The 12,530-nt window shown below is 68.5% G+C and carries 13 protein-coding genes and 1 pseudogene; 7 read left to right on the top strand and 7 right to left on the bottom strand.

All coding sequences use genetic code 11. The features are described from left to right. Positions 1 to 29 precede the first annotated feature (29 nt). From J2739_RS10595 to J2739_RS10585, 3 genes are all read left to right on the top strand, one after another. A complete protein-coding gene (locus J2739_RS10595) occupies positions 30 to 779 on the top strand; it encodes a hypothetical protein (RefSeq protein WP_309901298.1) in 750 nt (249 codons plus the stop codon). A gap of 306 nt (positions 780 to 1,085) precedes the next feature. Beyond that, the gene (locus J2739_RS10590) at positions 1,086 to 1,625 is read left to right on the top strand and encodes a carboxymuconolactone decarboxylase family protein (RefSeq protein WP_309901296.1); all 540 of its coding nucleotides are present in this window, start codon (positions 1,086 to 1,088) and stop codon (positions 1,623 to 1,625) included. After that, complete coding sequence (locus tag J2739_RS10585) at positions 1,622 to 2,443, top strand: amidohydrolase family protein (protein ID WP_309901294.1); 822 nt, start codon at positions 1,622 to 1,624, stop codon at positions 2,441 to 2,443. The genes J2739_RS10590 and J2739_RS10585 overlap by 4 nt, the downstream gene beginning before the upstream one ends. A 5-nt stretch (positions 2,444 to 2,448) precedes the next feature. Here the strand turns inward: J2739_RS10585 and J2739_RS10580 are convergent, their stop codons facing one another. The 6 genes from J2739_RS10580 to J2739_RS10555 form a co-directional block, all read right to left on the bottom strand. Continuing rightward, positions 2,449 to 3,066 carry a glutathione S-transferase family protein gene (locus J2739_RS10580; RefSeq protein ID WP_309901292.1) on the bottom strand — a complete coding sequence of 206 codons (618 nt, stop codon included), beginning with the start codon at positions 3,064 to 3,066 and terminating at the stop codon, positions 2,449 to 2,451. Continuing rightward, positions 3,066 to 4,295, bottom strand: a complete 1,230-nt coding sequence (locus J2739_RS10575; RefSeq protein WP_309901289.1) for a CaiB/BaiF CoA transferase family protein — start codon at positions 4,293 to 4,295, stop codon at positions 3,066 to 3,068. The genes J2739_RS10580 and J2739_RS10575 overlap by 1 nt, the downstream gene beginning before the upstream one ends. A 171-nt stretch (positions 4,296 to 4,466) precedes the next feature. Then, positions 4,467 to 5,243, bottom strand: coding sequence for an enoyl-CoA hydratase/isomerase family protein (locus tag J2739_RS10570; protein ID WP_309901288.1), 777 nt, complete (start codon positions 5,241 to 5,243; stop codon positions 4,467 to 4,469). Positions 5,244 to 5,266: 23 nt separating this feature from the next. Beyond that, positions 5,267 to 6,232 (bottom strand): Bug family tripartite tricarboxylate transporter substrate binding protein, encoded by a 966-nt coding sequence (locus J2739_RS10565; RefSeq protein ID WP_309901285.1) that lies wholly within the window; start codon positions 6,230 to 6,232, stop codon positions 5,267 to 5,269. A gap of 7 nt (positions 6,233 to 6,239) precedes the next feature. Next, entirely contained in the window at positions 6,240 to 7,307 is a 1,068-nt protein-coding gene (locus J2739_RS10560) for a mandelate racemase/muconate lactonizing enzyme family protein (protein WP_309901282.1), read from the bottom strand. A 25-nt stretch (positions 7,308 to 7,332) separates the two neighbouring features. Further along, entirely contained in the window at positions 7,333 to 8,316 is a 984-nt protein-coding gene (locus J2739_RS10555; protein ID WP_309901280.1) for a Bug family tripartite tricarboxylate transporter substrate binding protein, read from the bottom strand. Positions 8,317 to 8,530: 214 nt separating this feature from the next. Here J2739_RS10555 and J2739_RS10550 point away from each other — a divergent pair, with 214 nt between their 5' ends. The 4 genes from J2739_RS10550 to J2739_RS10535 all read left to right on the top strand — a co-directional run bounded on the left by J2739_RS10550 (position 8,531) and on the right by J2739_RS10535 (position 12,054). Beyond that, positions 8,531 to 9,502 (top strand): Bug family tripartite tricarboxylate transporter substrate binding protein, encoded by a 972-nt coding sequence (locus tag J2739_RS10550; RefSeq protein ID WP_309901279.1) that lies wholly within the window; start codon positions 8,531 to 8,533, stop codon positions 9,500 to 9,502. Next, positions 9,499 to 10,284 (top strand): alpha/beta fold hydrolase, encoded by a 786-nt coding sequence (locus J2739_RS10545; RefSeq protein WP_309901277.1) that lies wholly within the window; start codon positions 9,499 to 9,501, stop codon positions 10,282 to 10,284. Before J2739_RS10550 ends, J2739_RS10545 begins: the two co-directional genes overlap by 4 nt. After that, a complete protein-coding gene (locus tag J2739_RS10540) occupies positions 10,284 to 11,240 on the top strand; it encodes a LysR substrate-binding domain-containing protein (protein WP_309901275.1) in 957 nt (318 codons plus the stop codon). Before J2739_RS10545 ends, J2739_RS10540 begins: the two co-directional genes overlap by 1 nt. 289 nt (positions 11,241 to 11,529) lie before the next feature. Then, positions 11,530 to 12,054 carry a cytochrome b gene (locus J2739_RS10535; protein WP_309901273.1) on the top strand — a complete coding sequence of 175 codons (525 nt, stop codon included), beginning with the start codon at positions 11,530 to 11,532 and terminating at the stop codon, positions 12,052 to 12,054. Between the two features lie 89 nt (positions 12,055 to 12,143). Here J2739_RS10535 and J2739_RS27880 read toward each other — a convergent pair. Then, positions 12,144 to 12,467 (bottom strand): annotated as a pseudogene (locus J2739_RS27880) (hypothetical protein); the annotation flags it as partial. Between the last annotated feature and the right edge of the window lie 63 nt (positions 12,468 to 12,530).

Raw genomic sequence — 12,530 nt, 5'->3', positions numbered from 1 at the left:
GGCCATCTTTCTTTCTCCATGGAACTGCCATGTCGATTTTCCTCCGCTGGACCGTCAGGCTCAGCGCCCTCGCGATCCTGCCTGTCTTGTTCGGCTGTGGCGGCGGGAGCAGCGAAGCGCCAGGCGTTGTTCTGGCGCCGCTGGGCCTGACAGCTTCGCCTGAAAGCGGGGCTTTCAAGCAAGCCGAGCATCAACCCGCTGCTGCACAGTCTCCCGTGCGCGCGAGTCCAGTCGCAATACCCGGCAGTATTCTTCGATCAGTGTCGGAGGAACCGGCAAGCGAAGCGTCTGCCGTGCATCTCCAGGTGTTGAGCCCGGACGGAGTTCAGGCCTCGTCCCTGGAACTCCCGCCGGTGCGGGGGGTCGGTTATGCAACCGTCACGGCCAAGATCTCCAGCGTGAGGGCTGGCGGGGAGACGCCCGTGGATGGCGCCCGACCTTCTTGCCCGAGCAACGCGCGGTGCGAATACCGGGTTGTCGGTCGCAACCGGCTCGATCTCGTGTACGCGGTGAAGTTGAATGACGACAGTGTGGCCCGCCTTTCGGCCGCGGGAAACGAAATCCTCGTCACGGCCAAGCAAACGAACATGCCGGTGCGTACGCCCGTCATGATCACGCTGGAGGTTGGGAAGCACGTGAGCACTGCACGCCTTGCCTATCTCGGCCCCGAGGCGACGCAAGAGACCATGGCCCAAGAGAATGCAAGTGTCATGGTCACGCCCATGCCTCAGGCCATCAAGCCGGCAGGAAGTCGCTACCCCTTCTCGGGGGCGAGTTGAGTGTCCGCCTTGCTGAAGCCCCGGCGCGCGACGTCTTGCTGTTGAGTGCTGCTGCAAGTCCGACCGCGCGTCGCGCATGGTCATCGTGACCGTCGCTCTTGGCAGGCCCATCGCCCCACCTCGCATCCAAGACCACGGGCGCAACGGGTCGACTGCCTCGCCTTGCGAGTTTCCGCATAGCAGCGTTGCCGTCGACTTCGAGGCCGGCGCGGCGTCGTTGCCTATGATGGCCACATCGTGCCGACCTTCCGGTCGCGTCCTCTGGAACATGCCATGCCACGGATCTCACTCCCTTCCCCAGACACCATGGACGCTGCCCAGCGGGCGGTGTACGAGAAGATCGTTTCCGGCCCGCGCGGAAAGATCCAGGGACCGTTGCGCGCGGTCCTGCACAACGCCGAACTCGCAGACCGGTGGCAGGCGCTCGGCGCGCTGCTGCGCTATGGCACCTCGTTGCCTCCGCGGCTGTCGGAGATCGCCATCCTGGTGACGGGGCGCGCCTGCCGCTCGCCCTTCGAGTGGTACGCGCATCGCCTCGAGGGCGAGAAGGCCGGCATCGAGCCGCTCATCATCGATGCCTTGCTGGCGCAGACCAAGCCGCCGGGGATGTCGGATGACGATGCGCGCGTGTGGCGCTACGCGGTGGAGCTGAACCGCGACAAGTCGGTGTCGGACGCGACGTATGCCGCGGTGCTGCAGCGCTTCGGCGAGCGCACGGTGGTCGAACTCACGGCGCTGATCGGCTACTACACCATGGTCGCCATGACGCTCAACTGCCACGAGATTCCGCTTCCCGAAGGTGTGCAGCCTGCCTTCCCGCTGCCGCAGCACGAAGCGCTCCGATGAACACCGCCGACGCGCCGGGCAGTTGGGACTGCCACGCCCACCTCTTCGGCCCCTACGAACGCTTCCCCCTGGCGGCGGAGCGCAGCTACACGCCGCCGGAGGCGATCGAGCCGCAGTACACCGCGTTGTTGCGACGCCTCGGCCTCAGCAACGGCGTGCTGGTCCATCCCAGCGCCTATGGCGATGACCATTCGCTGCTGCTGCATGCACTGGCGGTTCAGCCTGCGCTGCGTGGCGTGGTCGTGGTGCGGCCCGGCAGTTCTCTTGACTTGGCGAACCTGCGTGCGCAGGGCGTGCGTGGCGCCCGCTTCAGTCATCGCAGCGGCGCCGGCGGCAACTTCGCGGGCAGCGCGTCGCTGGCCGACCTGCACGCGCTCGCGCCCCGGCTCGCCGATGTGGGGCTGCATGCGGAGCTCTGGACCGACTGCCGCGCACTCGTCGAGATCGCAGCGCAGCTGCGGGCGCTGCCGGTCCCCCTCGTCATCGACCACATGGGCGGCTTCGATCCGAAGGCAGGCGTCGACGACGCCGGCTTCCGGGCCCTGCTCGGCCTTCTGGAGACCGGAAAAGTGTGGGTGAAGCTGTGCGCCTACCGCAACCTGTTGAACGAGAGCGACTGGGGGGTGGGGCGCGAGTTCCAGCAGAAGATGATCGCCGCCAATCCGGAGCGGCTGGTGTGGGGCAGTGACTGGCCCCACCTGCGCGTGACGCCGGCTCCGGATCCCGTCCAACTGCTGGACATGTTCATGGAATGGGCGGGTAGCGATGCCGTGGTGCGCCAGGTTCTGAGCACCAATGCCGGAAGCCTCTACCGCTGATCCTCTCACCCATCGACCGGCCGGGTCGCCTCGAAGGAGGGCCGCTCGCACAGCGCAGCGAACCACTCCGCCAGGCGCGGTGCCTGCGCCCGCCAGCCGAAGGCGTCGAAGCGATAGTCGAGGTAGCCGAGCGCGCAGCCCACCGTGACCTGGCCGATCGAGAAGGGCTCCGACGCGAGCGACGCCGCTTCCGCATCGAGCATGCTTAGCGAGGCGTGTGTCTTCAGCTCGAAGGCCTCCAGCAGCGGCTGCAGCGGCACCTGGCGCTCGCGCTCGTTGCGCCACAGGATCAGGGCATCGAGCAGGCCGTCGCCGAAGGCGTGCCAGCGCAGCGCCTGCCAGCGCCGCTCGCCTTCCGCGGGGAACAGCGTTCCGCCGGCCAGCGCATCGAGGTACTCGCAGATCACGACCGAATCGAAGAGCACGGAGCCGTCCTCGCGTACCAGCGTCGGGATCTTGGACAGCGGGTTGACCGCCATGACCTCGGGGTTCGGCCGGAGCATGGCAGCCACCGAGCGCACCAGCTTCAGCTGCGGCAAGAGGCCCAGCTCATGCGCGCACACCATCACCTTGCGCACGTAGGGTGACTTGGGCGACCAGTGCAGGGTCAGGGAGGCCGCCATCAGATCACCTCCGCCTTCCGCAGCGCATCGATGTCGGCGCCGCCGTAGCCCAGTTCGCAGAGGATCGCCTCGCTGTGCTGGCCGAGCACGGGCGGCGCGCTGCCGGCCGGCAGGGCCTCCCCGCTGAAACGCATCGGGCTGGCGACCTGCGGGACATCCACGCCGCTCGGATGCGGCGCGTGGCGCAGCAGCCCGCGCGCCTTGACCTGCGGATCCTTGAACACGTCGGCCACGGTGTTGATGGGCCCGCAAGGCACGCCGGCGCCGTCGAGCGCGGCGATCAGCTTCTCGCGCTCCCATTCGGCGAAGTGGTCGCGCAGCAGCGCCGACAGCTCGCCGATGTTGCGCACCCGCTGGGCATTGGTGGCGAAGCGCGGGTCGGCCGCCCACTCAGGCTGGTCGAACACCTGGCACAGCCTGGCGAACTGGCCGTCGTTGCCCACCACCAGGATCACATCGCCATCGGCACAGGCGTACACGTCCTGGGGCTGGATGTTGGGGTGGGCATTGCCGTTGCGGCGCGGCACCTTGCCCGAGACCAGGTAGTTCATGGCCTGGTTGGCGAGCGTCGCGACCTGCACGTCGAGCATGGCGATGTCGATGGTGTCGCCGACGCCGGTCCGGTCGCGCCGCGCCAGCGCCGCCAGCACGGACACCGCGGCGTACATGCCGGTCATGATGTCGACGATGGGCACGCCCACCTTCTGCGGTCCGCCGCCCGGCTTGCCGTCCTTCTCGCCCGTCACGCTCATCAGGCCGCCCATGGCCTGGATCAGGAAGTCGTAGGCGGGCTGGTCGCGGCGCGGGCCGGTCTGGCCGAAGCCGGTGACCGAGCAGTAGATCAGGCGCGGGTTGATCTCGCGCAGCGAGGCCTCGTCGAGGCCATAGCGCGTCAGCGTGCCGGCCTTGTAGTTCTCGAGCACGATGTCGGCGCGGGAGGCCAGCTCCTTCACGATCTTCTGGCCTTCCGGCTTCTCGAGGCTGACCGTGATCGAACGCTTGCCGCGGTTGACCGCGAGGTAGTAGCCGGCTTCCCGGGTGTCATGGCCCTCGGCGTCTTTCAGGAAGGGCGGGCCCCAGGTGCGGGTGTCGTCGCCGGTGCCGGGCCGTTCGACCTTGATGACTTCGGCGCCCAGGTCGGCCAGGATCTGGCCCGCCCAGGGGGCGGCGAGGATGCGGCTGAGGTCGAGAACCTTGACGTGGGACAGCGGGCCGGTGGCAGTGCTCATGGGGCGAATCTCCTTGATGCCTTGCATTCTCGAAGTCGCCGTGCCGCCCGACTAGCGCCCCGGCGTCAACCCTGTGATGCGCCCGCGCGCAACTCTACGGTGCGCTCGTGACAGAGGCCTCGGCGAGGCCACCGCGGGCTGCGTCATCAGGAAGGCCGAGCGGGTCTCGCCTCAGCGGCCGGTGAAGACCGGCGCCCGCTTCTCGGCAAAGGCGCGCTGCGCTTCCCTGGCATCGTCGGTCTTGCCGATCTGCGCCGTCATGTCCTGCTCGTAGCGGTAGCCGTCGCGCAGGCTCATGTCCTCGATCACGTTCAGGGTGTGCTTGCCCATCCGTGTCGACACCGGGCTCTTCGAGGCGATGGTGCGCGCGATCTCCAGCGCCTTGGGCATCAGCGCCTCGGGCGGCACGCAAGCCTCCACCACGCCGAGCCGGTACAGCTCGGCGCCGTCCACGCGCATGCCGGTGAGTGCCATGCGGCGCAGGCGCGAGTGGCTGAACAGGCGCATGGCATGGCGGCAGCCGCCCAGCAGGCCGACGTCCACTTCGGGCAGGCCCAGCGATGCCTTCTCGGAGGCGATCAGCACATCGCTCGAAGCCACCATGGCCAGGCCGGAACCCAGGGCCGCGCCGTTGATGGCGACCACCACCGGCTTCGCGCATTCGCGGATCGCATGGAAGCACTCGCGGGTGCGGCGCGAATGGGCCGGCAGGTCGCCCGGCCCCTTGATCACCGAGGCCCGGCCCTTGAGGTCGGCGCCGGCGCAGAACACATTGCCGGCGCCGGTCAGCACCACCGCGCGCACCTCGTCCATCTCGGAGATGCGATCGAGCGCGAGCGTGAGTTCGTCGTTGAGCGTGCGGGTCAATGCGTTGACCGGCGGCGCGTTCATCGTGAGGGTTGCGACGAAGTCCTCGATGCGCACTTCGAGTTGCGTCAGGTCGTTCATGAGGGTTCCTTTCCTTGTTCGGATCAATCGAGCTTGGCGCCGGAGACTTCGATCACTTTCTTCCACTTGGCCGCCTCGCTGCGGATCAGCGCGGCCATCTCGGCCGGCGTGCTGCCCTGGGGAACGACACCGCTGGCGGCGAGTTGCTCCTTGAGTTCCTTCGACTCCAGCACGGCGTTGATGTCCCGGTTCAAACGGTCGATGACCGCCTGCGGCGTCTTCGCCGGCACCGAGATGTAGTTGATCGGCGCCGCATCGAAGCCCTTCAGCTCGTCGGCGATGGGTGGTACGTCGGGAAGCAGTGGCGAGCGCCTGGGAGTGGCCACACCGAGCGCGCGCAAGGCGCCGCTGTCGATGTGCGGCTTGTAAACCGCGATGCTGTCGATCGCCATCTGCACTTGGCCCGACAGCAAGTCGGTCAGTGCCGGTCCGGTGCCGCGGTAGGGGATGTGGACGATGGACACGCCGGCCGCCTGCTTGAACGACTCACCGGCCAGGTGGCTGCTGGCGCCCTGGCCGGCGCTGGCGAAATTGACCTTGCCGGGATGGGACTTGGCGTAAGCGATGAACTCCTCGAGCGTGCGCACGGGCAGGTCCTTGTTCACCACCAGCACATTGGGGACGATGGCCACTTCCGACACCGGCACCAGGTCACGCACCGCGTCGTAGGGCAGCCTTGCCATCAGGTAGGGGTTGGTCATCTGCGGGCCTGGCGTGGTGTAGAGCAGCGTGTAGCCGTCCGCCGGCGCCTTGGCGACCAGGTCGGCGGCCAGCGTGCCGCCGCCGCCCGGCTTGTTGTCGACGACCACCGGCTGCCCGAGCCGCTTGCCGAGCGGGGCCGCCACGGCACGGGCCACGATATCGGCGCCGCCGCCCGGCGCGAAGGGCACCACCAGGCGCAGCGGCCGGTTGGGATAGTCCTGCGCCGCGGCGCCGATGGCCAATGCGGCCAGGAGGAGGCCAGCGCTCCGGCGAATACTTGTCTTCATGTCTTCCTCAGTTCTTGTAGCGCACGCCGCAGCCGGGGCCTTCCGGCAGCCGCAGCTGTCCGCCGTGCACCGGCAGCGGCGTAAAAGGATCGTCCTGCAGGTGCAGGTGCTCCGACAGCTCGCAGGCATGCGGCAAGCGCCGGATCACGCTGGCGGCTTGCAGGCTCATGGCCTGCAGCAGCGCGGGCCCGAAGGCCGCGCCCATGCGGCAGCCGACTTCGCCGGCCTCGCAGATGCGCACGGCCTGCAGGAAGCGGCGGATGCCGCCGAGGTTGGTGAGCTTCAGGTTGATCACGTCCACGGCACGCTCGGAAACCAGGCGGAACACGTCGCGCACGCTCTGGGCACTTTCGTCGGCCTCGATCGCCACGGGCAAGGTGCGCGTCAGCAAGGCCAGGCCCGCGACATCGGCAGCCGGCACCGGCTGCTCGATCAGCGCGATGCCATAGCGCTCCATGCGGCCGAAGGCGGCGATCATCTGCTTGGCGTTGTACGACTGGTTGGGGTCCAGCGTGAGTGCCACTCCCTCGCCGACGGCGGCGCGCACCGCCGCGACGCGCAGCACGTCGAGGTCGGTGTCCCCGGAGAGCTTCAGCTTCAATTGCCTGTAGCCTTCTTCGGCCAGCCGGGCGGCCATGGCGGCCATCTCGTCCGGCGTCTTGATCGGCAGGATGCGCGACAGCGACACTGCGTCGCGCAGCTTGCCGCCCAGGAGCACATGCACCGGCACGCCCAGGCGATGCGCCAGCAGTTCGTGCAGCGCCATGTCGATCGCGGCCTTCACGGTGGGCTGGCAGGCCAGCGTGGTGTCGATCTCTTCCATCGTGCCGGCGAGGTCGTCCACCGGCCGCCCGACCAGCCCCCGCGTCAGGAAGGCGAGGGCGGCCTCGGCGCCGGCGCCGTGGGTCGAGATGGCGGGGATGGCATGGCAATAGCCCAGGCCCACATGCCCATCCTGATCGGACAGGCGCAGCACCCAGCCCTCCAGCCGCGGCAGCTGGGCGCGCGCGAACTTCCATTGCGGGTCGGCCAGCGCCTGCGTGCAGGGTTGCAGCGTGGCTGTGGTGATCTTCATGGCAAGGCGTCCAGCGGGAAGTGCATCACTCCAGCGTGATCTTGGCCTTGCTGATGATGTCCTTCCACTTGGCCGATTCGGCCTGCATCAGCTGCCGGTACTCGGCACCGGTGGCGGTAACCGGCAATGCGCCCTGCTGCAGGAACTGCTGCTTCATCTCGGGCGCGTTGACGGCGGAGACGAACGCCTCGCGCACCCGCGTCGCGATGGCGGCCGGCACGCCCTTGGGCGCGACGATGCCGTAGGTGGTTTCCATCGTGACCTTGGGCAATCCCTTCTCGGCCGTGGTCGGCACGTCGGGTAGCTGCGGCGCGCGGCTGGCGGCAGCCACCGCCAGCGCCTTCAGGGAGCCGTTGTTGATGTGTGCCATCACCGGCAGCAGGTCCACCATGGCCACCTGCACCTCGCCACCCAGCAAGCCGGTGATGGCCGGTGCAGCGCCCTTGTACGGGACGTGCAGGATGTTGATCTTGGCCTGGTCCTTGAAGATCTCCATGCCGATGTGCGGCGTGGTGCCGGGCCCGGCGGAGCTGTAGCTCAGCTTGTCGGGCTCGGCCTTGGCCTTCTTCACCAGCGTCTCGAGCGAATCGATGCCCGACTTGCTGTTGACCACCAGCACGCTGGGGATCTTCGCCACCAGCGTCAGGTACTGGAGGTCGTCGAGCGCGTAGGGCGCCTTCATCAGGTTGGGCATGCCGGCGAGAGGGCCGGGCGCCACCAGGGCGAAGGTATAGCCGTCTGCGGGCGCCTTGACGGTCGCATCGACGCCGATGGTGCCGCCCGCACCGGCTCGGTTGTCGACCACCACTGGCTTGCCCAGGGTGGCGCCGACCTTCGTCGCCAGCAGGCGCGCGATGGCATCGGTCGGACCGCCCGCCGCATAGGGCACGATGAGCTTGATGGGCTTGGCCGGCCAGTCCTCGGCGTGCGCGGTGGTACCGGCGATGAAAAGGCCGCCCATGAAGGTCAGGGCGATGCTGGCGAAAAACGGGCGGCGGCTCAGTGCCATGGTGTTGTCTCCTGGGATGCGGTGGGTCCGGCGGTCGGGCCGAATGGGGCGATGGGGCAGTCTAGGAGCGACGACCCATGCCAGCCATGCACCATTCGCGCAAGGCTGCTATGCAGGCCGACCTGATCCGTCCTGCATAGCAGCCTTGTGCGTGCCCGCATGGGCGCACGCCGAACCGAGGGCTAGAGTCGCCGTGAACCCAGGAGACAAGACCATGCACAGCCCGACTCGCCGCCGCATCCTGCTGGCCGCCGCCCTTTCGGGCGCGCCGTTGGCCGCCTGGGCCGCGTTCCCCGCGCGCCCATTGCGGCTGGTCGTGCCCTTTCCGGCCGGCGGCGCCGCGGACATGATGGCGCGCGGCCTGGCGCAGCACCTGGGCGAGCAACTCGGGCAGCAGGTGGTGATCGACAACCGCGGCGGCGCCGGCGGCACGGTGGCCTGCGAGATCGTGGCACGCGCCCCGGCCGATGGCTACACGCTGCTGTTCGGCACCATGGGCACACAGGCCATCAATCCGGCGCTCTATTCGAAGCTGCGCTACGACCCGCTGAAGGACTTCGCGCCGATCGCGCTGACGCACATCACGCCGCGGGTGCTGGTGGTGGGCCCCTCGGTGAAGGCGCGCACGGTCGGCGAACTGGTGGCGCTGGCGCGGGCCAAGGCCGGCCAACTCACCTATGGCTCGGCCGGCAACGGCAGCTCCAGCCACCTGTCCGGCGCGCTGTTCGAAAGTCTCGCCCGCGTCGACCTGGTGCACGTGCCGTACAAGGGCAGTGCGCCGCTGCTCACCGACCTGCTGGCTGGCCGGGTCGACGCGACCTTCGACTCGTTCACGGTGTACGAGGAACACATCAGGTCGGGCCGGGTGCGCGCCTTGGCGGTGACCTCACGCACGCGGATGGCGGCGCTGCCGCAGGTGCCCACGCTGGCGGAAGCAGGCTTGCCCGGCTACGAAGTCTCCAACTGGCTGGGCGTGCTCGCGCCGGCCGGCACGCCGAAGGAGGTCGTGACCGCCTTGCATTCGGCGGTGATCCGCGCCATGTCGGACGCCGGCATGAAGCGGCAGCTCACCGCCCTCGGCATCGAGCCCGCGGCGTCCACACCGGACGAGTTCTCCGCCCTGATCCGCAGCGAGATCCCCAAGTGGGCCCAGCTCGTCAAGACCTCCGGCGCGACGGTGGAATGAGCCGCCGGCGCGAACTGCTGCAGCTCGGGCCGGCACGCATCGAGGTGATCGTCGAGGGCAGGGGCCCGGCCATCGTGCTGCTGCCGTCTTCGTTGCGGGACTCGGAGGATTTCGATCTGCTCGCCGAACTGCTGGCGGCCGAGGGCTTCGTCGTGCTGCGGCCGCAGCCGCGCGGCATGGGCCGCAGCAGTGCGCCACCCGCGGGCATGACGCTGGAGACGCTGGCAGCCGACGTTGCCGGCGTGATCGCGCAGCTCGATGCTGCCCCGGCGGTCGTGGTGGGCCATGCCTACGGCCATTGGGTGGCGCGGGTCACCGATCTGCGCCATTCCGCGTGCGTGCGTGGCGTGGTGGTGCTGGGGGCCGCCGCTCGCGACTTCCCTGCCGGCCTGGCGCAGGCGCTGGCGATCGCTTCCGATCCTGCGTGCGCGCAGCGGGAGCGGCTCGACGCCCTGCGGTTTTGCATGTTCGCGCCGGGCAATGACCCGCGGCCCTGGCTGCAGGGTTGGTATCCGCAATGGCGCGCAGCCTATCGCCAGGCCGCACGGCATCCACCGAAGGACGAATGGTTCGGCCGCAGCCATGCACCGGTGCTGGACCTGCAAGGAGCAGAAGATGCATGGCGGCCGCCGGGCACGCGCGCCGAGCTGGCGGACGCATTGGGCACCAAGGCCACGGTGCAGGTGATCGACGGTGCCGGCCATGCGCTGGTGCCGGAGCAGCCGCACGCGGTCGCAGCCGCCATCGCCGAATGGGTGCGACGGCTCGATAATCCGGCCTGATGCACAAGCCCAAGGCTACCGACTTCGCACTGGACATCGCTGCCGACCTCCACAAGTGGCGTTCGTTCGTCGCGATCGGGGAGCTGGGGAGCCTGACGCGAGCCGCGCTGTTCCTCGACAGCAACCAGTCGTTCCTGAGCCGCCAGGTCAACGCGCTGGAGCGCGAATGCGGCGCGCGGCTGTTCAACCGCACCGGCCGCGGCGTGGAGTTGTCGGAGACCGGACAGCGCCTGTTCCCGCAGGTGAAGGAACTGCTGGAGCGTGCGCAGGCGCTGGAGCACGGCATCCGCGCCGACCTGCGGGAACCGGTGGGCACCGTGACCCTGGGTGGCCTGCCCTCGATCGGCACCATCCTGATCGGCCGGTTGTTCGCCGAGCTGCGCGCCCGCCATGCCGGCGTCAGCCTCAAGGTGCTGGAAGGCTCCAGCGGCCAGGTCGAGGAATGGCTGACCGATGCCCGCGTCGACATCGCCATCCTGTACCGCTACGGCCCCACGCTGCCCGAGCAGGAGCAGGCCCTGGCCACGGTCGACAGCTATCTCATCGGCCCTGCCGGTGACCGCCTGACCGCGGCCGGCTCGGTGCCCTTCGCCAGCCTGAATGGGCTGCCCTTCATCCTCCCGGGCGCGCCCAACGGGCTGCGCACCGCGCTCGACGCGGGCGCGCGCCTGGCGCGCATCGCGCTGGCACCGGTGATCGAGGCCGACTCGCTGCCGCTGCAGAAGCAGCTGACCGCTCAGGAGCGGCTGTACACGGTGCTGCCGCTGCATGCCGTCTGGCAGGAAGTGCAAGAGGGCAAGCTGCAGGCGGCGCGCATCGTCGAGCCGCCGTTCCAGCGCACCGTGGCGATGGCCTTTGCCAAGGCCAAGGGGCCATCGCGAGCCGTCACCGCCGTTGCGGGCCACCTGGTGCGCATCGTCGGCGAGATGGCGCAGCAGGGCATGTGGCGTTCGTGAGCAGGCAGCTCAATTGCTGCGAGCCGAGTTCCTGAATCGGTGAGGGGAGGGCATCCACAGTTTGCGCGCGCCTGGCCGCTCATGCTGTGCGTGCTGGCCTGCGTAGGTCAGAATTCGGCCAAGCCGCTTTCTTCCCAATGATCCCGGCCGCGGATAATCGCGTGCCGATCTCCCTTGCCATTGAACCGGCGGTGCAAGGGTCAGTTGCCCTCGACAGGGTCCGAATGACGCCGCTCATGCGCGCGCTTCGGGCAGCCTTTGAAGAATCTGGAGGTCTGACATGACACCTGTGTCGCGCTACGTTGCTTCGTCCCGCTGGCTGCACTGGCTGACCGTGCTGCTGCTGCTCGTCAGCATTCCATTCGGCATCTGGATCGCCTTCTTCGAGCCGGCCGACGAGCACTTCAAGCTGCGCCTGTACAACGTGCACGAAAGCGTGGGCGTGCTGGTGTTCGTGCTGGTGCTGATTCGCATCGTCAATCGCCGCCTCAACCCTCCGCCACCGCTGCCGAGCGACATGCCGACATGGATGCGCCATGTCGCTCATGCAAACCATATCGGCCTGTATGCGCTGCTGGTCCTGATGCCGCTGATCGGCTTCCTTGCCACCAACGCCTGGGGCTTTCCCCTTTCGTTTTTCAATGTGTTGCCGATTCCGTCCCCGGTAGGCAAAAACGAGGCGCTCGCCAAGGTGCTGTCGTTCCTGCACCTGTGCGGGGCGATCGCGATCGGGCTGATGATCCTGGGACATCTGGCGGGCGTCGTGCACCATACCTTCATCCGACGCGACGGGCTGTTGCGCCGCATGCTGTGAAGCCTGCCGCCACGGCTTTGGTATGAGTGGTTGGGCTCGTGCCGCGCGATCAGCTCGCCGTCCTTGGTGGCGACCAGGTCGGGTTCGATGTAGTCGGCGCCCGGCTCGATGCCCAGCGCAAAGGCCTCCAGCGTGTGCTCGGGCAGGTAGGCGCTGACGCCGCCGCGGTGGCCGATCACCAGCGGCGCGTTGTCAGCGCGCCGACGCACGCTCTCGTCATGTGCGGCGGCCGGCGCGGCAGCAGCCAGCAGCAGGCCCAGCAGGGCGGAACAGAGGCTCTTCAGGCGGTCATGGACAGATTCTCCTCGTGATGTGTCGGAGGGACGGCGTGCGCCCTGTGTGACAGCCGAGTGAAGAGAGGTCTTGGCCACGTCAGCGTCGGGTTCCAGGCGTGTTGATCGCGCGGAACCCATCGGGTCGGGCATCTACAATAAGTCAAACGTTCTTTCTAGTCCCGAAACTGGGGGGCGCTCGCA

It is taken from the genome of Variovorax soli, from assembly GCF_031454625.1.
Classification (GTDB): Bacteria; Pseudomonadota; Gammaproteobacteria; order Burkholderiales; family Burkholderiaceae_C; genus Variovorax; species Variovorax soli_A.
The sequence above is the reverse complement of the archived record's forward strand: the minus strand, read 5'-3'. Positions and strand labels throughout refer to the sequence as shown.

Excerpts from the sequence above, each read along its gene's own strand:
- J2739_RS10590 (WP_309901296.1), top strand. The coding sequence starts at position 1,086 with ATGGACGCTGCCCAGCGGGCGGTGTACGAGAAGATCGTTTCCGGCCCG.
- J2739_RS10555 (WP_309901280.1), bottom strand. The coding sequence starts at position 8,316 with ATGGCACTGAGCCGCCGCCCGTTTTTCGCCAGCATCGCCCTGACCTTC.
- J2739_RS10580 (WP_309901292.1), bottom strand. The coding sequence starts at position 3,066 with ATGGCGGCCTCCCTGACCCTGCACTGGTCGCCCAAGTCACCCTACGTG.
- J2739_RS10595 (WP_309901298.1), top strand. The coding sequence starts at position 30 with ATGTCGATTTTCCTCCGCTGGACCGTCAGGCTCAGCGCCCTCGCGATC.
- J2739_RS10585 (WP_309901294.1), top strand. The coding sequence starts at position 1,622 with ATGAACACCGCCGACGCGCCGGGCAGTTGGGACTGCCACGCCCACCTC.
- J2739_RS10550 (WP_309901279.1), top strand. The coding sequence starts at position 8,531 with ATGCACAGCCCGACTCGCCGCCGCATCCTGCTGGCCGCCGCCCTTTCG.
- J2739_RS10540 (WP_309901275.1), top strand. The coding sequence starts at position 10,284 with ATGCACAAGCCCAAGGCTACCGACTTCGCACTGGACATCGCTGCCGAC.
- J2739_RS10570 (WP_309901288.1), bottom strand. The coding sequence starts at position 5,243 with ATGAACGACCTGACGCAACTCGAAGTGCGCATCGAGGACTTCGTCGCA.
- J2739_RS10565 (WP_309901285.1), bottom strand. The coding sequence starts at position 6,232 with ATGAAGACAAGTATTCGCCGGAGCGCTGGCCTCCTCCTGGCCGCATTG.
- J2739_RS10575 (WP_309901289.1), bottom strand. The coding sequence starts at position 4,295 with ATGAGCACTGCCACCGGCCCGCTGTCCCACGTCAAGGTTCTCGACCTC.
- J2739_RS10560 (WP_309901282.1), bottom strand. The coding sequence starts at position 7,307 with ATGAAGATCACCACAGCCACGCTGCAACCCTGCACGCAGGCGCTGGCC.
- J2739_RS10545 (WP_309901277.1), top strand. The coding sequence starts at position 9,499 with ATGAGCCGCCGGCGCGAACTGCTGCAGCTCGGGCCGGCACGCATCGAG.